General features: G+C 55.0%; 20 protein-coding genes. All 20 read right to left on the bottom strand.

The window, feature by feature from the left end; translation table 11 throughout:
* Positions 1 to 231: 231 nt before the first annotated feature.
* Positions 232 to 765 carry an ATP-binding protein gene (locus NSS83_RS04815; RefSeq protein ID WP_341347789.1) on the bottom strand — a complete coding sequence of 178 codons (534 nt, stop codon included), beginning with the start codon at positions 763 to 765 and terminating at the stop codon, positions 232 to 234.
* 60 nt (positions 766 to 825) lie between these two features.
* Positions 826 to 2,079 carry a methionine gamma-lyase family protein gene (locus NSS83_RS04820; RefSeq protein WP_341347790.1) on the bottom strand — a complete coding sequence of 418 codons (1,254 nt, stop codon included), beginning with the start codon at positions 2,077 to 2,079 and terminating at the stop codon, positions 826 to 828.
* A 174-nt stretch (positions 2,080 to 2,253) separates the two neighbouring features.
* Positions 2,254 to 3,543, bottom strand: coding sequence for a GTPase HflX (hflX, locus tag NSS83_RS04825; protein ID WP_341185497.1), 1,290 nt, complete (start codon positions 3,541 to 3,543; stop codon positions 2,254 to 2,256).
* 32 nt (positions 3,544 to 3,575) lie between these two features.
* Positions 3,576 to 4,550, bottom strand: a complete 975-nt coding sequence (locus NSS83_RS04830) for an AAA family ATPase (RefSeq protein WP_341185496.1) — start codon at positions 4,548 to 4,550, stop codon at positions 3,576 to 3,578.
* Between the two features lie 90 nt (positions 4,551 to 4,640).
* The gene (locus NSS83_RS04835) at positions 4,641 to 5,297 is read right to left on the bottom strand and encodes a YdcF family protein (RefSeq protein WP_341185495.1); all 657 of its coding nucleotides are present in this window, start codon (positions 5,295 to 5,297) and stop codon (positions 4,641 to 4,643) included.
* A gap of 3 nt (positions 5,298 to 5,300) precedes the next feature.
* Positions 5,301 to 5,855: a DUF402 domain-containing protein gene (locus NSS83_RS04840; protein ID WP_076079356.1), complete on the bottom strand. Its 555-nt coding sequence runs from the start codon at positions 5,853 to 5,855 to the stop codon at positions 5,301 to 5,303.
* A 158-nt stretch (positions 5,856 to 6,013) separates the two neighbouring features.
* Positions 6,014 to 8,665 (bottom strand): PBP1A family penicillin-binding protein, encoded by a 2,652-nt coding sequence (locus tag NSS83_RS04845; protein WP_341347791.1) that lies wholly within the window; start codon positions 8,663 to 8,665, stop codon positions 6,014 to 6,016.
* Between the two features lie 139 nt (positions 8,666 to 8,804).
* Positions 8,805 to 9,044 carry an RNA chaperone Hfq gene (hfq, locus tag NSS83_RS04850; RefSeq protein ID WP_036695479.1) on the bottom strand — a complete coding sequence of 80 codons (240 nt, stop codon included), beginning with the start codon at positions 9,042 to 9,044 and terminating at the stop codon, positions 8,805 to 8,807.
* 19 nt (positions 9,045 to 9,063) lie between these two features.
* Positions 9,064 to 10,044, bottom strand: a complete 981-nt coding sequence (miaA, locus tag NSS83_RS04855; RefSeq protein WP_341185493.1) for a tRNA (adenosine(37)-N6)-dimethylallyltransferase MiaA — start codon at positions 10,042 to 10,044, stop codon at positions 9,064 to 9,066.
* Complete coding sequence (locus NSS83_RS04860; protein ID WP_341347792.1) at positions 10,034 to 10,813, bottom strand: class I SAM-dependent methyltransferase; 780 nt, start codon at positions 10,811 to 10,813, stop codon at positions 10,034 to 10,036. The genes miaA and NSS83_RS04860 overlap by 11 nt, the downstream gene beginning before the upstream one ends.
* A 42-nt stretch (positions 10,814 to 10,855) precedes the next feature.
* Positions 10,856 to 12,949, bottom strand: a complete 2,094-nt coding sequence (gene mutL, locus NSS83_RS04865) for a DNA mismatch repair endonuclease MutL (protein WP_341185491.1) — start codon at positions 12,947 to 12,949, stop codon at positions 10,856 to 10,858.
* Positions 12,950 to 13,430: 481 nt separating this feature from the next.
* Complete coding sequence (mutS, locus tag NSS83_RS04870; RefSeq protein ID WP_341347793.1) at positions 13,431 to 16,289, bottom strand: DNA mismatch repair protein MutS; 2,859 nt, start codon at positions 16,287 to 16,289, stop codon at positions 13,431 to 13,433.
* 1,511 nt (positions 16,290 to 17,800) lie between these two features.
* Entirely contained in the window at positions 17,801 to 19,486 is a 1,686-nt protein-coding gene (locus NSS83_RS04875; protein WP_341185489.1) for a hypothetical protein, read from the bottom strand.
* A 455-nt stretch (positions 19,487 to 19,941) separates the two neighbouring features.
* Positions 19,942 to 20,499, bottom strand: a complete 558-nt coding sequence (locus NSS83_RS04880; RefSeq protein WP_036699039.1) for an outer spore coat protein CotE — start codon at positions 20,497 to 20,499, stop codon at positions 19,942 to 19,944.
* A 259-nt stretch (positions 20,500 to 20,758) separates the two neighbouring features.
* Positions 20,759 to 21,778: an HD-GYP domain-containing protein gene (locus NSS83_RS04885; RefSeq protein WP_036699042.1), complete on the bottom strand. Its 1,020-nt coding sequence runs from the start codon at positions 21,776 to 21,778 to the stop codon at positions 20,759 to 20,761.
* 136 nt (positions 21,779 to 21,914) lie between these two features.
* Positions 21,915 to 22,904, bottom strand: coding sequence for an aromatic acid exporter family protein (locus tag NSS83_RS04890; protein ID WP_341185488.1), 990 nt, complete (start codon positions 22,902 to 22,904; stop codon positions 21,915 to 21,917).
* A gap of 95 nt (positions 22,905 to 22,999) precedes the next feature.
* Positions 23,000 to 23,836 carry an ABC transporter permease gene (locus NSS83_RS04895; protein WP_341185487.1) on the bottom strand — a complete coding sequence of 279 codons (837 nt, stop codon included), beginning with the start codon at positions 23,834 to 23,836 and terminating at the stop codon, positions 23,000 to 23,002.
* Positions 23,833 to 24,612: an ABC transporter ATP-binding protein gene (locus NSS83_RS04900; RefSeq protein WP_340753306.1), complete on the bottom strand. Its 780-nt coding sequence runs from the start codon at positions 24,610 to 24,612 to the stop codon at positions 23,833 to 23,835. The genes NSS83_RS04895 and NSS83_RS04900 overlap by 4 nt, the downstream gene beginning before the upstream one ends.
* Positions 24,613 to 24,626: 14 nt before the next feature.
* On the bottom strand, positions 24,627 to 25,637 hold the full coding sequence (locus NSS83_RS04905) for an ABC transporter substrate-binding protein (protein WP_341347794.1): 1,011 nt from the start codon (positions 25,635 to 25,637) through the stop codon (positions 24,627 to 24,629).
* Positions 25,638 to 25,865: 228 nt separating this feature from the next.
* On the bottom strand, positions 25,866 to 26,510 hold the full coding sequence (locus NSS83_RS04910) for a hypothetical protein (RefSeq protein ID WP_341185485.1): 645 nt from the start codon (positions 26,508 to 26,510) through the stop codon (positions 25,866 to 25,868).
* Positions 26,511 to 26,570: the final 60 nt, after the last annotated feature.

Here is a 26,570-nt window from a genome sequence, read left to right on the forward strand (position 1 = left end):
CTCATCTCATTGTACATTTCCTTATATGGCGTGTCAATGGTATGTGAGTTTTTCTCACAAGATTTCTTTCACCCATTGTGAGATTAAGAGATCAAAGTGTCAGATGCATGGAATTTGGTTTCCCGAAGTATACCACATCGAGCAATCCTCACGCAAAATCACAGGCTACTGTGAAGGCTGCGGCAAGCCAGTATTCGGCTGTACAACCCTGGTATCCCGCTTCATGTCATGTTATGCTTCAATGATCCATTCCCCTTCACCCGTTGGCGTCTCAAATCCGTTCAGGAAACGGGTCAGAATCTCCCCGGTAATGGTGAATGCCGCATTGGCGTCAAACCGTGCGCTGCGGATGCGGAGCCTCCGGCGCAGCTCTACCGGCTCTACCTTTAGATGAACCAAGACCCACTGTCCGCCGTACTGCTCGATCAACTGTTTGTATTCGTCACGTCTTCGCTGCTGCCAGAAGCTGAAATCTATCACGACATGACGCTTCCCTGCAAGCAGCTCTATTAGCTCCTTGCGCAGCTTCTGTTCCGACTGCTCTTTGAAGGATTCATAAGCCTCTTCAGGGTAATCAATGCCATAACGGCCATGGGTGCTCCAGATATCCTCATCGATGGACAGCCGGACGAATCCCTCCTGCTCCAGCTTGAGCGCAAAGGTTGTCTTGCCCGATCCCGCTACTCCACACATCATTACAGCAACCGGAGCTGCATTCTCCTGCTTTCTCTGCAGCAAGCTTTCAATAGCTGTTGCTTCCTCCAACGTACGACCCCCACTCCAAGTTTGATACATAAACATCACGGTTTCTATGTCGCACTTATCCTACAACAGCTTGCGCTCCCTCATACTCTGCAAGGCCATTAAGACCCCGTATTTGACATGAGAATAGGTTAATCCGCCTTGCATATATCCGATATACGGTGCGCGGATGGGCGCATCTGCCGACAGCTCCAGGCTGCCGCCCTGGATGAACGTCCCGGCCGCCATGATGACCGGATGCTCATACCCCGGCATGTCCCAAGGCTCAGGCACGACATGGCTGTCTACCGCCGCTGCGCGCTGGATGCCCTGTACGAACGCAATCAGGTGCTCGGGTCCGTCAAAAGCCACCGCCTGGATCAGATCCGTACGCGGCTCATGCCAGGCAGGCTTGGTAGTGAAGCCGCAGCGCTGGAACACCGCCGCAGCGAAAATACTGCCCTTCACCGCTTGTCCCACCGTATGCGGGGCCATGAACAGACCTTGATATAGGCCGCGAGTCGTGCCCAGCATCGCCCCTACCTCGCCGCCGATTCCAGGGGCAGTCAGGCGGTAGGCCGCCAGCTCCACCAGATCTGCGCGGCCGCAGATATAACCGCCGGTCTCAGCGATTCCGCCGCCGGGATTCTTGATCAGCGAACCTGCGACGAGATCAGCGCCAACCTGCGGCGGCTCCAGCTTCTCGGTGAACTCTCCGTAGCAGTTATCCACGAATACGATGACATCCGGCTTAATGGCTTTTACCCGCGCTGCCATCTCGCCAATCTCAGCGACCGTGAAGGATGAACGCCAGTCATAGCCGCGTGAACGCTGGATTCCGATGACCTTGGTCTTGTCATTTATCGCTAAGGCGACCTCATCCCAGTCAACCTTACCCTCTTCTGTCAGCGCAGTCTCACGGTACCCGATGCCGAAATCCGCCAGAGAGCCGGTCCCGTCTCCAGGCTTGCCGACTACCTTATGCAGCGTATCATAGGGGCGTCCTGTAATATATACTAGCTCATCCCCAGGCCTTAACACGCCGAACAGAGCTGTAGAGATCGTATGCGTTCCTGAAGCGAAATGCGGCCGGACCAGCGCAGCTTCCGCACCGAATACTTCGGCATAGACCAGATCCAGCACCTCGCGCCCCCGGTCATTGTAAGCATACCCGGTAGAGCCTGCGAAGTGAAAATCACTCACATGCTGGCGCTGAAAGGCTTCGATCACCTTCCACTGATTATGATCCACAATCCGGTCCAGCGCCTTGACCGCGCCTTCGATTTCCTGCTCTGCAGCTTCCGCTGCCTGTAATAAATCCTCTGCAAATCCTGCCATGTCCCCTTCATCTCTCCTAACATTCTGTATAATGATATCCCGCTTCTGCATCAGGGAAAACCCGCACAGCAAAGCCTGCCTGGATCAGTATCCAAAGCAGACTGTTGCAGTGCGGGGATATAGATACTTCATCTCTAACCAGCCAAATCAGCTTCAAATGGGTCAGATAAGCAATTATTGCGGCTCCACAAATTCAGCCAGCTTATAGCTCCATTTATCGTAATCCTCTTTGTTCAGCCGCACGTTATAGAGTACGTCGCTTCCGTCATAATCCTGTTCAAGCACCTCGCCCACCCGGTAGAGCAGTGAGGACAGATCGCCCCGGTCTCCGGGAATGCGGAAGATAAGAGTATCCCCGGCAAGCTGGTCGCTGATGATCTCCGTAATCCGTGAGAGGTCGTCCTCATTAAAAGCACTGATTTTCAGGAAGCCCTCTCCGGTCGGGAGCATCTCCAGCTGCTGCGGCTGACACAGATCGATTTTGTTGAACAATACAACCTGCGGCTTGCCTGCCGCGCCCAGATCCTGCAGAATAGTCTGAACGACCTCCATCTGCTCCTCACGCATCGGAGAAGAGGCATCCACTACATGCAGTACCAGATTGGCTTCATTCACTTCCTCCAGGGTAGCGCGGAAGGAGGCTACGAGATCATGCGGCAGATTCTGAATGAAGCCGACGGTGTCTGTAAGCACGACCTCCTTGCCGCCCGGAAGCTGAAGCACACGTGAGGTAGGGTCAAGGGTAGCGAATAATTGGTTCTCGATGTACACATCGGCATCTGTCAGCTGCTTCAGCAGTGTGGATTTGCCCGCGTTGGTATAGCCTACCAAGGCCACCTGAACCGCACCGCTCTTCCGGCGGTGTTCACGGTGCAGCTCACGCGTCTTGACCACCTCGTCCAGCTGGCGCTTCAGCTCGGTAATGCGGTCACGGATATGCCGGCGGTCCGTCTCCAGCTTGCTCTCTCCGGGACCTCTCGTACCGATTCCGCCACCCTGACGCGACAGATTCTTGCCTTGCCCGGACAGACGCGGCAGCAGATAAGACAGCTGAGCAAGTTCTACCTGGATAATCCCTTCACGGGTCTTCGCCCGTCCGGCAAAGATATCGAGAATCAGCTGCGTACGGTCAATGATTTTGAGATCCAGCGCCTCTTCCAGATTGCGCACCTGCGCCCCGGACAGCTCCTGATCGAAGATGGCGGTATTCGCGCCAAGCCCGTCAGCGGCCATCCGGAGCTCTTCCACCTTGCCTTTACCGATAAACCACCTGGAATCGGGGGTCTCCTTGTTCTGCCGCAAGACATCCAGCACCTCTACCCCGGCGGTCTCTGCTAATTGTACCAGCTCCTGAAGCGATAGCTCCGGGTCGATCCCGGTGCGTTTGATCTTGTCAGTCACCAGACTGACGAGAATCGCCCGGTCCTGCACTTCTGTCTCTGTGTCATGTGTTGTAGTTGCCATTCATTCCATGCTCCTCATCTATTCTTCCTGGACTATCCTTTGAAATCCTCGGTCCGCAGCGTCATTAGCTCCTGCTTACCCGGACTTGTACTCTCATACTGGTTCAAGAGCCGCACAGCCTGAGCGCGTACCGCCTTCTCAATACTGTTGCGCACATACCTTGCATTGCTGAAAGCATGCAGACTCTCTGTCTTCTCCATAAGCAAATGCTGCTTGAGTCTGAGTATGGCCTGCGGCATCAGAATATAATCACGGTCCTTGGCCATCAGCTCGGCAATCTGCAGCAGCTGGTCGATGGTATAATCGGGAAATTCAACCTGGATCGGAAACCGCGAGGGCAGACCCGGATTGCTCATCAGAAAATAATCAATCTCGCCGGAATACCCGGCCAGAATCAGAACAAACTGGCTGCGGTGGTCCTCCATCGATTTGACTAATGTGTCGATGGCCTCTTTACCGAAATCCTTATCTCCGCCACGGGCCAGACTGTAAGCTTCATCGATGAAGAGAATGCCACCGAGCGCTTTTTTAACGAGATCCCGCGTCTTCTGGGCAGTATGTCCGATATATTCGCCTACCAGATCTGCGCGCTCTACTTCAATCAGATGCCCTTTGCTGAGCACACCCATCCGCTGGAACAGCTTCGCCACAATTCGTGCAACTGTGGTTTTGCCTGTCCCCGGATTGCCCTTGAATACCATATGGTAGGCCTGGCCTCCGGTGGCAAGTCCGGCTTCACTGCGCATCTGGGCCACCTGCAGCAGGGCATAGATCTCAAAGACCAGTTCTTTGATGTTATCCAGACCTACAAGTGCATCCAGCTCCCGGCTCAGCTCCTGGAACAGTCCGCTATGGCTGCCGGGCTTAGGAGTTGCCGTACCGCCCGCGTGATCAGCCGGCAAGCCGGACACCGGGGCCGGAGCCTGATTATTCAGCACAATGTTAATCTGCCTGGACGGTCTGCGTTCTTCCCGTCCGCTGCTTGCCGCCGCTACATGTCCGTTCACCTAGTTCACCTCATTATACAGGTCTGACTTGCTCTAACCAGTCTATTCCAGTATAAAAGGCGTTATTAGCAGTTTTGAAAATTAGCAGATTTACAGCGACAGCTCCTGCAATTTCCATTTGGTGTAGGCCAGAATCTCGCGGGGCTTGTACTTAAGCATTGACATCACTTTAGACTCCGTGACGCCAAGCTCCGGGTTCTTATACCCCAGCTTACGCGCAATCTCCAAGGCGCGGCGGCCATGGAAATCATGGGTAATTACGACGGCTGAAGACAATCCTTCCTGCTGCATAATTGTCTTGCTGAACAGCAGGTTCTCGTAAGTGCTGGTAGACTGGTCCTCCAGATAGATCACCTTATCCGGGACTTCATGGGCAACCAGATACCTCTTCATACCTTCGGCTTCCGTGTATTTGTAGTCCGGCTGATCCAGCCCTCCAGAGACAACAAAATGGCTGAATGCACCAGACTTATACAGCTCAAGCGCATAATCCAGCCGTTCCTTCAGCCCCGGACTCGGTTCATCCCCCCACATCGACATCCCCAGAATGACTCCCGCGTCCGCCTTCACCATGGGCGAGGTAGTTGCTGCACTGTTAATTCTGTTAAAGACTACTCCGCACCAGATGAATCCGGCCACAATCAGTACCAGCAGCGATACCGTCAGTACCCTCTTCGTACGATGGTGGCGCCTCCGCGACACTTTGCGGATCGGGGATGAACCCCGTTGATAGACATACCAATCCATGATCTACTTCCTCCTAAATTCTCCGTGATGAAACAATTCGGCACGATGCTTCAGTGAAAGGGAGAAATACGGAAAGGCATGAGCGTCTATCGCACGCAGTATGGCATTGGCTGTTGACCAGGCTAACTGATAATCACTGTCCGTGATATCTTCCCGCTCCAGCGCTTCCTCCAGTTCATCCTCATCCAGCAAAAACACTTCACCATTCCACAGCACTACAACGTCCAGATACAGATCGTCGAACCAGGGAACCCCTTGATCCGTTACGCCCTGAACCTTGCAGGTGTCAATGTACCACTGCACAATATTTTGCCGTTCATCAAACATGGCCGTCACAATATAGTGGCTGTCCTTGGGAAAATACTGCAGCCATGAATATCCCTTGTCCGCAATGCGGTATGTATGCCTGCCGTAACTCTTCCATAGCGGCTCCTTCAGCCCGTATATAGTGTAGAGTGTGATATAACCGCTGAACTCCCGGGTCTCCACATAGCGGCAGGCAAAATGGCGGCGGGTAATCCTGCGCCAGTTGGCCCGGTCTCCGAATTTACGTTTCATATGAATAACCCTCTTCTGATAATGGTGCATTCAGCTTAACACATTTTGCAGAGACACTCAAAACAAGAAAACCCCGACATCCGGCAATTCTGCATCGTGCAGAGCTCCCGGAGCTGTCAGGGTGATCGTTAATGCTATGAATTTGACTTCATGTTATTCTAATGCACATTGCCGGGGCCTTCAACAAAACCGCTGCCCGGATCACTTGCCGGATCAGTTCCGGCATTCGGGTCAGGGATGATTCCGGGATCGACAGTACCGCTCGTCGCCTCCGGTGCCGGTGTCGGTAACGGCTCTGGCGTGGCAGGCGGCGGTGTCATCTCAGGCGGGGATGTGGCTGCTCCGCTGCCGTCCTCCCCTCCTTGACCATTGCCGTTATTGCCAGGACCATGGTTACCCGGTCCATTATTGCCGGAACCGTTATTTCCCGGTCCATTATCCGGCGGATTGCCGCCATTCTCGCCATTTCCGGAATTGCCGCCGTTATCGGGGTTATCCGTAGGCATATTCGGGTCAGGCGTTATCTCTGGCTCAGGGGTCTGAAGCTCATCCTGAACGGACACTGTTACAGTCTCGGACGGTTCGCTCTCCTGATCAAGCTCCTGATAGTATGCAGTCACATAATATTCATAAGACAGTCCCGGCATCGCACTGATGTCCCCTATATTGGAGGCCATGGTGTTCATGAGCGGGGTGAAATCTGTCTCAGACGTCTCGCGGCGGTAAATACGGTATTCCACCCCGCTGGCCGCAGCAGGGTTCCAGCTCATATTCACCGTCATCGTGGAAGGATCATACGCTGCCTGGAAGCCCGTCACCGTAGTTACCGCTTCAGGCGTCGGTGTAACCTCTACCTCTGGAACAGCTCCCTTCGGTACCGGGAACTGCTTGGCAGGTACACCTTCCAGCGCCTTCTCCATGACCTTACCCCAGAAGGCAGCAGCCAGCGGACTGCTGTTCTTCAGCAGATGGGTCTTGCTCGGCTTGTCATAGCCCATCCATACCGCTGCTGTCCATTCCGGCGTATAACCCACGAACCAGACATCCCGGTTCGAGCTGATGCCCTTATACCCGCTCTGCGTTGTACCGGTCTTACCGGCTACCGGACGGTTAATTTTCGCTTTTTTACCCGTACCGTCCTGTACAACACGCTGCATCATCTCAGTCATCTGATAAGCGGTCTGTTCACTCATCACGCGCTCAGGCTTAGTGTTCGCCTTGTAGACCGTCTTATCATCACTATCGGCTATCGACTTAATAGCATATGCTTCCCGCAGCTCTCCGCCATTGGCGAAGGCGCTGTAAGCCTGTGCCATCTCCATCGTGTTCGTTCCCTCACTCATCCCGCCGAGGGCGAGCGACAGGTTCTTGTCTTCATCCTTCAGGTTGATCCCCAGCTTCTTGGCGAACTGGAAGCCGGTATTCACACCGATCTCATTCAGCAGCCAGACCGCCGGAATATTCTCCGACTTCGTCAGCGCATCACTCATACTGATCGATTTCGAGTACCCGTGCAGATTGTTCGGACAATATTTGCCGAAGCACTGCTTCTCATTGCTCAGCATGGAATCATTCGTGAATTTGCCGGATTCCAGTGCCGGTGCATAGGATACCAGGGGCTTGAAGGCAGAACCCGGTGAGCGGCGGCTGCCGTCGATCCGGCTGTAGCCTTTTTTCTCATAGTTACGTCCGCCCATCAAGGCTACAACACTGCCATTCTCCTGATTCACAATAGTCATTGAGCCCTGGACCAGCTCATCGTCCACACTCTTCTCGAAGTTATCACTGTCGGCAAAAGCATCCTCAATCGTCTCCTGGGCATGCTTATCCATGGTTGTATAAATCTTATAGCCGCCAATGTTGAGATCATCCTCGGTCAGCCCGAATTTGTCCTCAGCCTCACCAATCGCATAATCGATGAATGCCTGGTAACGCTGCTTCTTCTCAGGCGGCTTGTAGTTGTAATCCACGGCCTTCGCCTCGTCCATCTGCTCCTTGGTAATCAGCTTCTGCTCATACATGAGTTGAAGCACTACGCCGCGGCGTTCCTTCGACAGCTCAGGGTTACGCAGCGGATTATAGCGGGACGGCCCTTTGGGCATTGCAGCCAGAGTGGCTATTTCCCACAGCTCAAGTTTATTCAGATTGCTTTCCCCGAAATAACGGATGGAAGCAGCCTTGATCCCGTAAACCGTTCCGCCGAACGGAATCCGGTTCAGGTACATCTTAATGATTTCTTCTTTGGTTTCTGTTTTCTCCAGTGCCACGGCAATCGAAACCTCGGTCGCCTTACGGAAGAAGGTCTTATCCCGGGTCAGGAAGATATTCTTTGCCAGCTGCTGGGTGATCGTACTGCCGCCTTCAACCATGCTGCGCGCCGCAATATCCTTGACAGCCGCGCGTCCGATGGACCAGAGATCCACCCCGTTGTGCTCGAAGAACCTTTTGTCCTCGGTGGCTACGAATGCGTCAATCAGCAGCTTGGGAATATCCTGGTATTCCACCGGGTCGCTCTTCTCCAGCGACAGCTCGCCGATCAGATTCCGGTTCCGGTCAAAAATCTGCGTCGGCGGGTTCACCGTCAGCTTATCCCTGTTCTCATCAAGCAGCTTCTGCCCGTTCAGCATGATGAACAAGTAACCGCCCAGCGCGCAAAAAATAGCCAGCGCAACTGAAAAAAACAAACTCCACAGCACACGTTTTTTGGTTAAGAACCTTTTCTTTTTTTTCTTCGGCTTCCCTTGGGAGCTAGACGGCTGACTTCCTCTGTTTCTATTGCCGCCGCTCCGGGTTAGTTGGTCTCTGGACATGCTGCCTCCTGACTCCCTTAACGGAAAAAACATAAATGATGTTCACGAATGAAAAGAACAACCTTCTCAGGTTGCTCTCTCGCACTCTCTATTCAAACGATTTATAAACAAAAAGGTTTCGCTTCAAAACAGTAAAATCTTAATTCTCGTTATTGTTGTCCTGCATCAGTGATACGCTTCGCTGCGGAGTAAACGTGGAGATCGCATGCTTGTACACCATCTGCTGGCGCCCGTCACTGTCGATGACAATGGTGAAGTTGTCGAACGCTTTGATAATTCCCCGGATTTGAAAGCCGTTGGTCAAATATACTGTAGCAGGGATATTCTCTTTGCGCAGCTGGTTCAAGAACGTATCTTGAATGTTAATGGACTTGTTCATATGACGTACCCCCAATGGTTCAATTAGATTGTTCAGAAGTATATTCAAGACCTGTAAGAAACTTTCCTGCTATTATACCATTTAATTTCGCAAAATTCTCAGAAAAGTTTTGGCTCTCCAGGATGTCAATCCACTGAATCTCCTTCATGTGGCGAAACCATGACAACTGCCGCTTGGCAAACCGGCGGGTATCACGCTTCAGCAGCACCACGGCTTCCTCAAGCGTCATTTCCCCCTCCAGATAGGCGGCAATTTCCTTGTAGCCCAGACCCTGCATAGACACAAGACTCCTGCCGTAGCCTTGATCCAGCAGCCGCTGCACCTCAGGCACGAGGCCATCCGCCAGCATCTGATCGATTCGCTCTTCAATACGTTTATATAGTATTTTCCGGTCCATTGTCAAACCGATCAGACATAAATCATAGGGAGACTCCTTGTTCTGGCCGGCCAGCGAGTCGGATAACGGGACGTTCGTCTGGTGAAAAATCTCCAGCGCGCGGATGATCCGCCTGCGGTCATTGGGATGCAGCCGCTCCGCGCTGGCCGGGTCCACCGCTGCCAGACGGGCATGCAGGGCATCAGCCCCATGCTCTTCGGCGTAAGCCTCCTGCTGCTCGCGGAACGCCTCGTCAGCCACTGCTTCAGAGAAGCGGAAGCCGTAGCATAACGATTCAATATACAGTCCTGTTCCGCCCACAATAAAAGGCAGCTTGCCTCTCGCGCTGATCTCCTCGATCAGCCTTGCCCCCTGCTCCTGGAATTCAGCCGTAGAATACGCATCCTGCGGATCATGAATATCAATCAGATGATGGGGGATGCCCTTCATCTCCTCAGGCGTAATCTTGGCCGTCCCGATATCCATCCCGCGGTAGACCTGCATTGAATCCCCGGAGATGATCTCGGCTCCGTGCGCTTCGGCCAGCTCCAGGCTCAGTCTGGTTTTTCCGACCGCAGTCGGTCCCAGCAGTACAAGCACTTTGCGTTTCGTCTCAATTGTCAATGGTAATCACCCCGTACGATGTTTTGGCATTGGCCCGCAGCAGCTCCTTGAAGCCGAGGCGGGTGAATTCTCCGCTCAGCGCCTTCTCCTTGAGCAGCACGGTCTTGCGTGCCACCCTGGTGGCCTCAGCCACGCTGTCAGCCGATAGCGCAGCAGAATTGGCGAATTGCCGCAGCGGCGAGATCGCTGCCGAATCCGTCAGCGGGACCCGGAACATCGGATCGAAGTAGACAATGTCGATGCTCTTGTCCGGCTGGGCCCGCAGGTATTCCAGATGGTCCCCGTGCCGCACATCAATACGGCGCAGCGCCTCATTCACCTTCACCTGGCCGGATACATACCCGCTCATCCCTTCCAGAAGGAGGGCGTACAGCGGCAGCGAGCTTTCCAGCGCCGTCACCTTGGAGGTCTCTCCTCCAGTGACTGCGAACAGCAACGAATCCGCTCCGAGTCCGGCCGTGCAGTCCAGCACGCTGTCGCCGGGGAGCATGCCTGCGGCATCGATCATGGGATCCGGCTCACCTCTTAAGATTCTTTTGGCGCGGACAAAACCCATGCTGGGATGGAATTCCATCGGCGGCATTCCCGGTGTAATCAGCCGGACCGCCTCCTGGAGGACCACCAGAATCTGTTCATCCCCGTAATGCTCCACCAGCTTGCCCATCGAGAATTTCGCTCTCGGCGCATAGGCGCAGCCAGTGCGGTCCGCAAGCTCCCGGGCCCGGGCCACCACTTGCGGTATCGGGTCAAAGCCCGTCGTTATAATCATGTTGCCTCCGATCCTGCACTCTATAAATGTACAATATAGCCACTACATCACGCGCTTAAACAGCTTCTCCAGATCATAAGCCGAGAATGACACAACGATCGGACGTCCATGCGGGCAGGTATAAGGCTGACGGCAGGCCGCGAGCCTGGTAAGGAGCGATTCCACTTCCAGCTCTGTAAGCTTCTGGTTGGCTTTGATCGAAGCCTTGCAAGAGCAGAGAATGGAGGATTTCTCGCGCAGCTTGGCGAGGTCAATCGACCGTTCGCTCAGCACCCACTCTGCCATCTCTTCAATGACCGCCTTCTCGTCCCCTTCCGGGAACCAGTACGGCAGGGAACGAACCAGGAAGGTCTGGCCGCCAAAATGCTCAAGCACGACCCCCGCCTGCTCGAACCAATGCAGCCGTTCGCTAAGCTGCCTGCTCTCCGAAGGCGTGAACTCCAGCGTAATCGGCAGCAAAAGCTCCTGTGAAGCATCCTCCGGCTTGCCGAATTTCTCATAATAGAATTCATAATTCACCCGCTCATGCGCAGCGTGCTGGTCAATCAGGTACAGCCCGCTGTCATTCTGGGCGATGATATAGGTTCCGTGATGCTGGCCGATATAATTCAGCTCGGGAAACTGCGGAAGACCAGTGTCAGTCTGCTCAACAGGTGCGTACAGCTCCCCGGCCGCCTGCTGCTGCCCCCGGCCAGCGGTGGCTGCCTGAGGACGGTAGCTGTCGCGGAAGCCGCTAAACGGCTGGCGGTATGAACCCTGGGTGGCGTTACCGCCGCTGTATGCAGCGGCCGTCTCTCTGGCCTGCTGCGTATTGCTGCTATATGGCTGGGTATTCCCGGATGCTTGGGAAGCAGTATAAGGGGTTCCAGCGGCAGGGTTGGCAGCGTCCGTTAATGGACCAGCACTGCCAGAGAACGGGACGCCGCTCCGTCCGCTGACAGGCGGCTGACTGCTCCCTCCAGCGCCAGCACCGCCAGGCATTCCCTGGCCGTAGCTGGTCGGAGTTGCTATCTTGTCTGTGCCTCCCGTTTCCGTACCTTGCTGAATACTGCCCGGAGCTGCACCTTTGGAGAAGGCGAATTGCTCCTGAATGAAAGAGCTGCTATTCTTGCCGCCGATGATCTCCTTGGTAGGGCGCGGAATCAGGCTCTGGCCCATCAGCAGCGCGCGGAGCTGCTGCTCAATGAACCCGTACAGCTCAGGTTCTTTGCTGAAGCGCACTTCAAGCTTGGCCGGGTGCACGTTGACATCCACCAGTGACGGGTGCATCTCCAGCTTCAGGACCAGCAGCGGATAACGGTTGATCGGCAGCAGCGTATGATAAGCGCGCATAATCGCTGCGTTCAGTCCGTTGCTGCGGATGTAACGTCCCCCGACCAGCGTCGTAACCGCATTGCGGTTCGAGCGTGTCCACTCCGGACGGCTGATATAGCCGGAGATCCGGAAGTCCGGATCTTCCGCCGACACTGGGAGCATGGCCTTAGCCGCTGAGGTGCCATATACTGCAGCAATCACCTGCAACAGGTCTCCGTTGCCCAGCGTATGCAGCAATTGATTGCTGTTATGCTGGAGGGTGAAGGAGATATCCGGGTGGGCCAGTGCCATCCGGTACATGGCATCCGAGATATGGCCCAGCTCAGTCTGGATGCTCTTCATATACTTCAGGCGTGCAGGCGTATTATAGAATAGCTCGCGCACGGTAAGGTCACTTCCCTTGCCGGAAGCTGCATCTTCATTACGGATCAGCCTGCCGCCCTCGATATCCAGCACCCGGCCCTTCCCGTCGTCTCCGCTTGCGGTCAGCAGCGTCAGCTTCGATACCGCAGCGATACTCGCCAGCGCTTCACCGCGGAAGCCGAGGCTGGTGATCAGGAAGAGATCACGGCCGCTGGCAATTTTGCTGGTCGCATGTCGGTAGAAGGCGGTCTCGCAGTCCTCCGGCTCGATCCCCGAGCCGTTATCCTTCACCCGGATGCTCTGCAGTCCCCCCTCTTCCACTGAGACTTCAATGCGGGTGCTGCCTGCATCGATCGCGTTCTCGACCAGCTCCTTCACTACGGAAGCTGGACGCTCGACTACCTCCCCGGCCGCAATCTGGTTGGCAATATGCTCATCCAGCACATGAATTTTAGCCATATTCGTTCACCCCGCATTTATTTAATTTATAAATATTATTGAACACTAACGGACTGTAAAGACTTATTCGGACAAGCGGAAGCGGATTTTCCGTCCTTTGCCGTCCTTTTAAAGGACGGTAATGTATGCTGTTTTTCACATACATTCAGGCCGTTTGCCTGCTTGGGGCCTGAATGTATGCTGTTTTTCACATACATTCGGGCCGCGTGTCTGCTTGCGAGCACAATGTATGCTGTTTTTCACATATATTCGGGCCGTGTGCCTGCTTGCGAACACAATGTATGCTGTTTTTCACATACATTCAGGCCGTTGCATGCTTGCGGGCACAATGTATGCTGTTTTTCACATATATTCGGGCCGCGTGTCTGCTTGCGAACACAATGTATGCTGTTTTTCACATACATTTGGTCCATATTCCGCTGTCAGTCAAGTCCGGACCTTGCTTTACTTTAAACAGGATGCCTGCAGCAGTTCTGCTGAACTACAGCTCTCTTGCCTTCAGCTTCAGCTCATTCAAGAGGCCCATCGCCTGCAGCGGGGTCATGTTCATCAGATCCGCGCCTTGCACGGCGTTGATTAACTCTTTGAGCAGCGGATTGTCTTTGACGGCAGGTGCCGCTGCTCCGCCCTTGCGGTTCTTGCGCGGCTCTTCCTCGCCAAAGATAGACAGTTGTACCACTTCATTGTCCTCTTCCTCTACAGGAGAAGCAAGGGATACGGCAGCTTCCCGCTGTCCGGCAGCCATAGAAGCCGCTGCTTCGGGATGCGGATCTGGATGTACCGGAGCCCCCGTGGTGCGTTCACCCGAATAGGACTGGCTGCCTGTGGCAGTTCCCTCTCCGGCATCCGGCGTCTGCGCAGCGGTAGCCTGATTCTCCTCTATAACCGTTCCGCTCCCGCTCCGGTCACTGTAACCCGTGCCGTAATTCAGCGCTGCGCTGCCCGGCGGAGAAGCCTGCTCAATGCTCTGAAGCAGCCCGTAGGCCCGGTCTATAATTCCTTCCGGCAATCCGGCCAGCCTTGCACAATAGATCCCGTAGCTGCTGTCCGCAGCTCCCGGCACCAGCTTGCGGAGGAAGTTCACCTTGTCGCCGCTCTCCTGGACCGCCATCGAATAATTCCGCAGCCCCTCAAGGCTCTGCTCCAGATGGGCCAGCTCATGGAAATGCGTCGAGACCAGTGCCTTACAGGCGATGGTATCATGCACATATTCGATCACCGCCTGGGCAATCGCCATCCCCTCGCTGGTCGAGGTCCCCCGGCCCAGCTCATCGATGATGATCAGGCTGCGGGCAGTTGCTTTCTCGGTCATGACCTGAATGTCGGCCATCTCGACCATGAACGTGCTCTGGCCGCCGATCAGGTCGTCCGCTGCACCGATCCGCGTGAAGATGCGGTCGATCAGTGCCACCTCGGCGCTGGCCGCAGGCACGAAGCAGCCGATCTGGGCCATGATGCAGATGAGCGCCACCTGGCGCATATACGTGCTTTTGCCGGCCATGTTCGGCCCTGTAATCAGCAGGATATTGCCCTCGTCCTTGCTGAGTGTGCTGCCGTTGGCAATGAACGCCGAATCCTTCAGCACCGCCTCCACGACCGGATGGCGTCCGCCTTCGACCCGCAGATCATAGCTGTCGGACAGCTTCGGCTTCACGAACCGGTGCTCCGCGCTGACCGCTGCGAGGCACTGATACACATCAATCTCTGCCACCTTCTCGGCCAGCGCCTGCAGGCGCGGAACCTGGCTGCTGATCCGCTCGCGCAGCTCGGTGAACAGACTGTATTCCAGATCTGTCATCTTGTCCTGGGCTTCCAGGATCAGCGCTTCCTTCTCCTTCAGCTCAGGCGTGACATAACGCTCGGCGTTGGCCAGTGTCTGCTTGCGCTCGTAACGGCCTTCCGGCAGCGAGGACAGATTGGAGCGGGTAATTTCTATATAATATCCGAAGACTTTGTTGTAGCCGATCTTGAGGGATTTGATCCCGGTCACCTGGCGTTCCTTCGCTTCAAGCTCGGCAATCCAGCGCTTGCCGCTGCTGCTGGCTTCCCGCAGCTCGTCCAGCCGCTCATGGTAGCCCGCGCGGATAATTCCGCCGTCACGCACGGACACCGGTGCATCCTCCACAATCGCCCGTTCAATATCCTCACGAAGCTCCGCACATTCATCCATGGACGCGCCGATCTCCCTTAAGGTAGAAGAGCCGGAGGTCAGGCACATCTCCTTCAGCGCAGGAATCTGAGCCAGAGACAACCTCAGTGCATTCATATCCCGCCCGTTCGCGCTGCCGAAGGCAATCCGTCCGACCAGCCGCTCCAGATCGTAAATCTCCTTCAGCGCCCCGCGCAGATCCTCGCGGACGATGAACTGGTTATACAGATAATCGACGGCTTCCAGACGGCGCTCAATCGGCGCGCGCTGCAAGAGCGGCTTATCAATCCGGCGGCGCAGCAGGCGGCCGCCCATGGAGGTCTCGGTGCGGTCCAGGAGCCAGAGCAGCGAGCCTTTTTTGGAGCGTTCCCTCACAGTCTCGGTCAGTTCAAGATTACGCCGGGTGAACGGATCGAGAATCATATAATTCCCCGGCTCGTAAGGTGAGATCTGGGTAAGCTGTCCCAGGGAACGGCGCTGGGTCTCACTGAAATAGGAGATCAGCAGCGCCAGGGCACGGCCGCGCTCCTTCTCCAGCCGGACCCAGGCCGCTTCGCCGAATTGGCGGCGGGCCAGCGCTTCCTCCTGCTTGTCCCATGGGGTATAGACCACCGGCTTAGCCAGCAGAGAAGCTTCACTGCGCAGCTCCTCCAGCAGGGCCGAATCTCCGATAATCTCCGCAGGCTCATAGATACCAATCTCATCGCGCAGCCACTCGGTGCTTGCGAGTACCGAGGTAACATACAGCTCACCTGTCGTCAAATCGCAGGCGGCCAGCGCCATCATCCCGTCTTCCTCTGTTACGCAGACGAGATAGTTGTTGCTTTTGTCCGAAATGATCTTGCCGTCCATCACCGTACCTGGTGTTACGACCCGGACGATATCGCGGCGGACCATCCCTTTGGTCACCGCAGGATCATCCAGCTGCTCGCAGATCGCGACCTTGTAGCCCTTCTCGATCAGTCGCTGTATGTACCCCTCGGCGGCATGATACGGCACACCGCACATCGGAATTTTTTCCCCGATCCCGCCATCGCGGCCTGTTAAAGTAATCTCAAGCTCTTTGGATGCAAGCAGCGCATCCTCAAAGAACATTTCATAGAAATCGCCCAGACGAAAGAAAAGGAAAGCATCTTTAGCCCCTTCCTTGACTTTGAGATACTGCTGAATCATCGGCGTATAGTTTGCCATCGTCTACCTCCATACCTGCTTCATACTGTTCTCTATTATAGCAGAAACTCCGCTCCCCGGGTTACCCCCGGCAAGCACGCGGCGTTTGCTAAAAGTTGGGGCGGGTGTGGCGGGCGCTGGGGGCGGGTTGTTCGTGGGGAATTAGGGTCTTTGTTGGGAGGATGCGCGATGTGAGTGTAGGAGATATGGTGGTTTGAGGGTCGGAGTAATGCGGAGATGTTGGGGGCAGGTGTAAGGACGGGGTGAGGCGGATAATGGGGCGGTCGTGAGTAGCTGCTGTGGAGGAGATACGCGTGCGAGGGCAGGGTGAGACGGAATGCTAGGGCAGGCGGAGATGTGCGGAGCGAGAGTAAACTGTGGGGAGAGATGCGCGTGCGAGGGGCTGAGTGAGATGGGATGCTGGGCGGGGTAAGGGTGTGGGGGCGGGTGTGTGGAGCTTGTGGGTGATCGAGTCTAAGAGCTGAGTGAGACGGTATACTGGGCTAGTCGGAGATGTGGGGGCGGGTGAGAGTAACTTATGGGGATCGAGTGTAATGTGTATGCGGAAGAATGTTGGTCAAAAAATCAGTACAGAATGTGGGTGAGCATATCGGTGCAGCTGAGAACGCTTGGTCAGAGTGCGGACTGCATGTGGTAGGAATATAGTTGAGAATGCTGGGTGAGGATGTGGCGCTGGCGGGTGTAACTTCTGGGGGATTGCAAGTGTGGCGTGCCGAATGGGGCTGCATGTGTGAGCGAAAAATATGGTGGCGGAGGCCCAGACCATCATAATGAAGCATGGTGCTGAGAGTTCCCGGTAATTTTTTCATTCTATTGCACTTTATACTTTAGATGGTCCTGTAAATAGCTAAAAAATGGGATCTGTTGCAATTTGTACAGTAGAAATCCTGAAAACAAGAGTTTTCGGACCAAATCCCAGAAATCTAATGTACGAAATACATTAGAATGAATCACAGCGCTGGGAAACGGCGATTCTGCTGCAGTAAATACAATCACTTTGATAACCACTTCCTTAATGACTCCACCAGACCCATGTAGTTGCGATAGCGGGGTTAGAATAGTAGTTGTATTGGGCGTTAGGCTTAATTGCAGTTCGTACAACTAAAACGTCCGATATTCCACCGATTATCCATTTAGTTGTAATCTGTACATATAAAAACCCATCTGTACTTGGGTTCTGGCGATTCGGGCAAATTTAGTTGTACACACTACAATTAGAAGAGAAAAAGCTTCTTTTAGAGTGTGTTTAGTTGTACAGAGTACACCTATCGCTAGGCACCTATCACTGAATGATCGCTTCGAACGAAGTTTCATATAATGGGCGCAAGTTTGAAGGGGATGATTAGCTGAGTAACTTAAGTATTCAGAGTAATTTAGAGTACTTGTAGTAATTTAGAGCAATTGTGCACAGTAGTTTGTTTTTAAAACAGCCGCCATAGTTACAGATTTCCACACCTAGCGGTGCAGAAAAGCTGTAACCGGCGGCTATCTGGACTTGACGGCGGCGGGCTCTATTGATAAGCATCCGCCCGCCCGGAGGGCAGCGCCCCGGAGTCCGGCGGGGCGCTCCGTACCCAGGAGCCGCGGATATCCCGCGACTCATCCCAGCTCTGCTGCTCCGCTATGGCGCGCAGCAGCGGATCAATCCACCGGGCGGCGGCAGCGTAGCCGCCCAGTGCGCGCAGCTGCGCCTCCAGGGGAGGCCAGGCTGTGCGCAGAAGGTCTTTGCCGCCGCTGTAGAAGGCGGCATGCAGGTCTTCCCGGTCGAGCGGACGCAGCGGCAGGTCTTCATAATGGCTCACGATCAGGTGAGCCAGGCAGACCGCGCCTTTGGCGATGACCGGGGAGACCAGGAAGCTCGGCAGGGTCCGGTACTCGAAGCCGCCATGCGGCTGAGGACGGAAATCGCCGAGCACGCCATAGCGGGGACGCCGGGCCGCAGCCCGGATGTCCTCCAGCAGGAACAGGGGCAGCGCTAGATAGTTATCTAGCGCGCGCAGGAGCGGCGCACACAGCGTGACGCCGCTGAAGTGCAGGTGGCCGCCGAGGGCCCAGCCCCGCAGCGGCATACCTCCCGCCCGCCAGCGCAGCGAGCGGTCGGCAATGAGCCGGTCCGCCTCGCGTGCGGCGGACATCAGCTGCGCCAGCAGCGCGCGCGGTTCCCCGCGCGGCGCAGGGCGCAGCTCCGCCACCGGGAACACGCCGCGCGTTCCCGGGGGTCCGGCGTCGCAGCCCGCGACGCCGTCCATGGGCAGGTACCGCGACGCCGGCACGACGCGGCCCGTGGATTCCCGGAGCAGCAGGAACTCCGGGTCCATGCCCATGAGCAGCCCAGGCCGGCCCGGCTGCTCACTGTCGAGCATCCGAGCAAGCGCTGCGGATGCTGACCGGTACGGCTCAGGCAGCGCTCCTGAGGAATCAGGCATCACCGGAGTAATGCCTGTCACCATATACCGCCGCCCGCCCATGGCCCGCAGCTCCACCTCGCCGCTGTCCAGCCCCAGACTATAGAGCGCCCGCACCGCTGTAGTCCGCAGAACCCCCGCAGTCCCCCGCAAATCCCTTCCCCCACCACCTAAACTGCCAAGCTCATCCCCACGACTCCCATACTCACCCTGCCCTTCAACTCCCCCACCAACACTCCAGTACTCACCTTGCCCTTCAGCTCCTCCCACACCACTCCCATACTCATCTTGCCCCCCTGCTACTCCCTCACTACTCCCATACTCACCTTGCCCTCCAGCACCTACTCCATTACTCCCATCCCCATCTCGCCCTCCAGCTACACGCCCAACGCTCTCATACTCCCCTTGCTCTCCAGCTCCTCCCATACCATTCCTATACTCCCCCTGCCCTCCGACTCCCCCACCATCACGCTCATACTCCCCTTGCCCTCCAACTCCCAGCCCGCCGCTCCCATCCCTACCCAACCATCCAGCCGCTCCCCCGCCAGCGCCCATAGCTGCTCCCGCTCCAAGCGGCTGGCAGTCCAGCACGGCCAGATTGAAGATGAGCACGCGGTAGTGCTGTCTGTAGCTTGCAGGGTCTTGTCCATGTGAGTGGGCATGGGTACCTCTTGTATCTTGCCGCGACCCTCTAGCGATAGAATCGGAGTCGGCCTCAATCCCGCAGCGCCGGAGCCTGCGTTCCATCTGCTCCGGCGCAAGCTGCCGGAATACGTTCAGCCCTTCATTCATGTCTAATGCCTCCGCCCATACGAAATTCCTCAGTGCCTTATCCCCTTGCGTACCATCCTGTACCGGACAATACCCTTTGAGCATAAGCCGCTGAGGAAGCCTGACCCCCAAATGTTCAAGTGGAAATAGCGTGAAAACCAAAGTAAAAATAATACATATATAAGACCGTATAAAAATTGAACCCGAAGCTTGATCGCCGCTGCGGTGTATACTTAGACATCCGAACGCCGCCCTGTTTAAATTCCCTGATGAATGCCGCTTCTCCAGCGCAAGCCTCCCCCTCCGCATCCCTGTGCCTTGAAGGATACTCAACAACCTGAAGCCTAAATCCTTACCCTGCAAAAAATATTTTTATATTTTAAAAAAAAGAGGGCATTCGCCCTCTACGCCGCTGCCCTCTCATCATATAATGGATCATAACCCACACAGTACTTCAGGCAGCGGCGCATTCCTTCCTACAACTCATCATCCAGAGCGTCAGGGTCCAGATCATCGTAATCATAATTCTCGCCTTCAAAATCATAATCCTTGTCTTCCAGATCGTCACTCTGATCACTGACAAACACGCGGAGCTTGGTCTCAGCCACCAGTTCCGCATCGAACTCGCGTTCCACGCGGAGTGTCACACTGCCTCCGCCCGGTGATACCCCGGCTTCCACACAATTGGGTTCCTGCGTTGCCTCCGCAGAGACCTGTGCCGTGGAAGCACGGTGTCTCGGGTCGAGGTACGACAATGGAATAAGCTCCACATAGGAGACCGTTTCCTTGGCAACCTCGGTCTGCTTGTTTTTGTCGTACGAATACCAGATGTTCACATCATAGGTACCAATCACTTCGATTCCGTTCCCGGCGGCAACCGCTTCGTACTGGTGGTTAATGATCCAAGCCCCCAGAATACTAGTCGGATGATGTGGCGGAGTCACGGTATGGGTTGCTGTAGAGAACTTACGACCTTTGCCGCAAATTGCCTTCGTAATGATCTCCCTTGTTTGACGTTTATGGCTTAATGACATCTTTGAACCTCCTCCATACAATCATTCACTATCAAGTGTATGCACGTTCTGGGCATTTGTTGATTGTTAGAGTAGAAATAAATTTGGGTAAGCCCTCAGATGCCGTAACTGAAGCCCTTTGCTTCATTTTATTGCCGGATTTAGTCCATTATGAGTCTCCTGATCCGAAAAAAAACAAAAGTAGCGGCTCCCCCAAACCGGGAAAACCGCTACTTTTTGTTGTGCCAACATCTTAAGCCGGGAAGGGCCAGGCTCTCTGCTAGGAAAGCACACGTACGATACCAAGCTGCCGGTGGCGGCTGAGATCGATGAAGTCCTCACCGATGTTCACCAGCGGACGCAGCGGGTCATGGGCCAGAATCATAATGATTTTGCCGATCTGCCCGTCCGTCAGGAGCACCTCATTGCCGATCATCGACTGCATCAGCTTATTAATGAACACACTGCAGATATACGGGTCCAGCTTGCCGTAGACATTCTCGTCCATCTGCTTAAGCACCTCATACAGCGGCGCGGCTGTACGGTAGAACCGGTCCGAAGTCATCGCGTGGAAAATATCCGCCACCGCTACGATCTTGCTGAAATCCGTAATCCGGTGGCCCAGCACGCCGAACGGATAGCCGCTGCCGTCCATCCGTTCGTGATGCTGCAGCGCCACGAGCGCCTGCATATGATTGGTGCCCACCGTATCGCGGATCATCTCATAGCCATAGGTCGTGTGCTTCTTCATCAGGGCATATTCATCCTCACTCAGCGGACCCGGCTTGGTAAGGATCTCGGCCGGAATCATAATTTTGCCGATATCATGCAGCGTCGCAGCAATCGTCAGCATACTCAGCTCGTCAGGCTTCAGCTTCAGCCATTTGCCGAGCAGTGTAGAGATGATCCCTACTGCCACATTATGCCTGTATGTATAATCATCCTTAGTCTGCAGCGCAGACAATATTCCAAAGAAATCATTCTTCTCGCTCACCTGCTGGATGAACGGGATCACTTCATTCCTAAGCTCAATCATCGGCAGACGCTTCGTCTTCGTATAGCGCAGCTGTTCAAAAATACTCTCCATTGCCGCCGTACAGTCATCCACAGCCAGCTGATAGAATGCAGCGCTATCGACCTGGACCACATCCTGCGGCTCCAGAACGATCTTGTGCTGCGTAATCAGGCGGATATGCTCTCCGGTGAGCAGGGTCAATGCCGGCAAGACAAATACACCGCTATGATTAAAAAGGTTCGCTACCAGCTGTTTGCCGATATATTGATCATTGCTGTTATTCATATTCCTCACCTGCCAGACCAAGATTCTTGAGTTTTGGACATCACTTAAGAGACAAGCTCACTTGCGGTGCTTATGTTTCTTATCGTTATTTTACACCGGATTGTGAATACCTGACACCTAAATTACATGGATTTGCTTACGCTTTGCCCTTCGCAGGCTGCTTGTCCTTCGCCGGACGCAGCTCCACCGGGCTTTTATAGCGTTTGGCAATCTTAAGATACAGCGCAAGCTCACGGCATAATTGCAGAATCGCGGAGCGGATCTCGAATTCCTCACGCGAATCCGGCAGCTCCATCTCCTGGAACTCCTGCTGCAGCTCCTCCAGCAGCCGTTCGGTCCGGCCGGTATATTCCTCAGCCAGCACATCACCGCTAAGCTGGTCGAACAGCTCTGCCACCATATCTCCGTGCGGCAGCTGCCGGTAGACCTGCGAGAGCAGCTGCATCATATTCTGGATGGACTCCAGCTGCTCCTTACGCATATAGAAGTACACATTCCAGGCTTCATCCGGGTGGATCACATGATTCTCCATTTCCCTGGATGCCGCGCTCAGCCCCTTCTGTACAGCCTCCCCTGCCCCGATCAGCTCTTTCCCGTCCCAGATATAGCCGGGATCACGGAGCGTTCTGGCCATTTGCCGGAAGATGACCGAGAAGTAGCCGTCCACCTCTTTGCGGATGCCCGCAATGATCCCGCCGGTCTGCGGCATATAGATGAAGTTCACAAGTCCGGCGGAGCCGAGGCCGATAATCAGCAGCTCCACCTGTTGCAGCAGGATATGAACCGTGATATCAGCTTGTCCAAACACGCGGAACACAATGACCGAGCTGGTGACGATCCCTTCCTTGAAGCCGGATTTGACGATCAGCGGGAAGCCGAACAATACATACAGTCCTAGTACCCAATAATGAAAGCCCAGGGCCCAAAACAGAATACAGCCCAAAAAGAGTCCCACCAATGAGGCGAAAAAGCGCGCCGAAATCGTGCGTAGACTCCTTTTACGGGTCGTTTCCACCCCGAGAATGGCCAGCAATCCCGCGCTTTGGGCATTAGGGATACCAGCGGCGGCTGCCAGCAGAATAGACAGCAGAGTTGCAGCCGCCGTTTTAATAATACGAAATCCCATGTGAATATCTCTCCTACACCGTTAAGCTTCAACATTCAGATAAAGATATAGTCATGGTACAAGATTTTGCCAAGAGACACAATATGACATGGTTCTTACCGTCTCGACAGCAGCAGCTTCTCCACATACACCACCAGCTGGTACATGGCCGTAGCCACAGCCGCAATAATGAGCAGGCTCGACATGACCAGGGTGAAGTTGAACACCTGAAAACCGTAAATAATCAGATACCCCAGTCCCGATTTCGCCACCAAAAATTCACCGACAATGACACCGACCCAGGACATGCCGACATTCACCTTGAGGGTGGAGACCACCGCCGGGAACGACGCCGGGAGAATAACTTTGCAGAACTCCTGGCTTTTGGAGGCGCCGAAGGAGCGGACCACCTTGACCAGATTCGGGTCCACGCTGCAAAAGCTGTTGTACACTACCAGAGTCGTGATAATCACGGTAATCGATAAGGTGGTAACGACGATGGCGGTGAAGCCTGCCCCGAACATGACAATGAAGATCGGTCCGAGCGCCACCTTCGGCATACTGTTGAATACAACCATATAAGGGTCCAGGACGGCGGACAGAAAAGGTGACCACCAGATCACGACAGCCAGCAGCGTCCCGATTAAGGTGCCCAGAATAAAGCCCACCGCGGTCTCGCCCACGGTCATTCCCAGATGCGGCCACAGACTGCCGCTGACCATGTCCTCCCAGATCTGCCCGAACACCTTCGTCGGGTAGCTGAACAACAGCTCATCGATCCAGCCCATTCTGGCCCCGGCTTCCCAGAGCACGAAGAACACCAGCAGCAGGCTGCTCCGGACCATAAGCACCTGACTCTTGCGGCGCAGCTTCTTCTTCCTGTAATCCGCATGCTTCTGTTCCAGCCACTGCGCACGGGAGGCCGTCTCACGGGGCTGCGCTTCTGTATTCACATCTCTTCCCTCCCTGCCAGCTCCATTTCCTTCCATACCTCGTGAAAAAGCTCCGCGAAGCCCGGCAGGTCCCGCGCATACAGCGGCGGGGTGCGGCGGATCGCTTCCGGAATCTCAAAAATCCGGCGGATTCTGCCCGGATTCGGCTGGAGAAGAATGACCCGGCTGCTGACCGCAATCGCTTCAGACAGGTCATGCGTAACCAGAATCGCCGTGGTTCCCCGGCGCATCAGCGTCTCCGAGACCAGATCCTCCAGCTGCAGCTTAATCTGGTAGTCCAGCGCCGAGAATGGCTCATCAAGCAGCAGCAAGCTGGGGTCGGTAGCCAGCGTCCGCACGAGAGCAACACGCTGGCGCATCCCTCCCGAGAGCTGTGCCGGATAGGCTTGCTCCTTGCCTTCCAGCCCCATATCGGCCAGCAGCTGCAACGATTTGGCACGCGAGCTTCCGGTGAGCCTTCCGGTCAGCTCCAGCCCGAGCAACGCGTTATCCTCAATCGTTCTCCAGGGAAACAGATAGTCCTGCTGGAGCATATAGCCGACTTCCGGCGAAGGTCCCGCGGCCTTACGTCCGCTGAGCAGCACCTCACCGCGTGAAGCCTGCAGCAGCCCGGCGATGATCGACAGAATCGTTGTTTTGCCGCAGCCGCTCGGTCCGACCAGACTGACGAACTCGCCTTGGCCAACGCTGAGATTCAGATCCTCTATAGCAAGCGAAGCCTCGCGGTCTCCCAGATAGGCGTGCGTGACTTCCTTCAACTCGACTACTGGAAGCATAGTGGTCGGCCTCCTCACTCCTTGATGGTGCTCTCTGCCTGCTCTGCAAAGCTGTTATTAACTATTTTAGCGGCAGGGATTCGTTCCTTCAGCTCACCGGCATGGTCAATAACATCCAGCAGATTATTCCATTCCTTGTCATCAATTACCGGATTCACCGCATAGGTATCCTGTTCCTTATAACGGCTGATGGCAGAGACCACAATGCCCCGGTCAATCTTTTCAAAATAAGGCATGACCGCGTCAGCAATCTCCTCAGGACTATGAGCCTTCACCCATAACTGGGCACGCTGGACCGCATTGGTGAATTTCTGCACCGTGTCCTGATTCTTAGTAATGTAGCTCTGCTTGGACATGAATACCGTATACGGCAGATAACCGCTCTCTACCCCGAAGGAAGCAACCACCTGGCCCCGGCCCTCACTCTCGAAGATCGATGCCTGAGGCTCGAACAGCTGTACATAATCCCCGGTCCCTGAAGCAAACGCGCCGGCAATATTGGCAAAATCAATGTTCTGGATCAGCGTCAGATCCTTCCCCGCATCAATCCCCTTATTCAGCAGCGTGAATGCGCCCGCCATCTGCGGCATGCCCCCTTGCCTTTGCCCCAGGAAGGTCGAGCCCTTCACTTTGTCCCATGTGAAATGGCTGTCCGGTGTACGCGCGAACAAGAAGGTTCCATCCCGCTGTGTAAGCTGGGCAAAATTGATTACAGGATCATCCGCCCCCTGCTGGTACACATAAATGGAGGTCTCCGAACCGACCAGCGCCACATCGATTGCTCCTGATAGCAGGGCCGTCATGGTTTTATCTCCGCCAGGTATCGTCTGCAGCTCCACATCCAGCCCTTCATCCTTGAAAAAGCCCTGCGATAAGGCCACATATTCAGGCGCATAGAACACGGAACGGGTAACTTCGCCGATCTTCACCTTGACATCACCGGATTTACTGCCGCAGCCTGCAAGAACAGAGCCGAGCACAAGCATTACCAAGAACGGCAATGACAGTCTTTTGAACCCTTTCATCCTCTCCACTCCTTTCCTCCCGGGTCTTTCGCCCTTGCTCTATGCATATGCGGGAGTCTATGGAAAGGTTAAAGTACAATATATAAAGCGCTTACATTAAATTGCGTTCGTATACCCCGCCCGCATTATGAGCGATCGCAGCGCCGTATTCACGCTGTACCGGACCAGCGAGCCGGACCCGTCAGAGTTAGTCGGTGCTTCCGCCAAAGCTATTTTGCCAGAACAATCTTAATAGAGCAGCCATTCCCCAAAAGCATGACATAGCTCTGCCCGGGTCAGCGGGAACGCAATGATATAACCGTCATCCTGTTCACTGCTGCTGCGTAGAAGCCATCCGCCCGAAGAAGCTTCTATGTAAGAGATCTGCTGCAGGGTCCAGCCCTCATCATTCCGCACACATAACCGCAGTTCACCGGAAGCTGTCCGGTTCTTAAGTACTTTAGCCAATTCTACAGAGCTGTCAGGATCACCTGTCTCCGCTTCCAGTGAAGCCGCCAGCACACAGAGGTTCCACGTTCCGGCCTTCTTATGAATCTCCTCATAACTCCGTCTGGACAGGAATACCGCTGGAGCGGACTGGTTCCGGGGCTGCGCACGCTCGAAGCAATTGAACAGGTAACAGCAGGCGCGCTTCATCTCTGCCGGCTCTTTCAGTTCGTAGGCGAAATCGTCCTCTTCTGTTAACCCTCTCAGGAGGATCTTATCCTTATGTACTTGCAGGCATACATCCTGCGCATATTCACGCTCATTGAATTTCACTCTGCAGATCCGCTTGGAGCCGGAGGCTGCGTGCAGGAGCTCCGCCACCACTCTACGCTCGGTCTCACCGGGGAACAGATACTGTGCCAGACAGATCACCTCTTGCTTATTCACATTCTTTATCCCTTCCTTTTAGGCATACATCTATGTTTTAATGTAAATGAGTGGCTTTCA

Source organism: Paenibacillus sp. FSL H3-0469 (assembly GCF_038051945.1).
Classification (GTDB): domain Bacteria; phylum Bacillota; class Bacilli; order Paenibacillales; family Paenibacillaceae; genus Paenibacillus_AQ.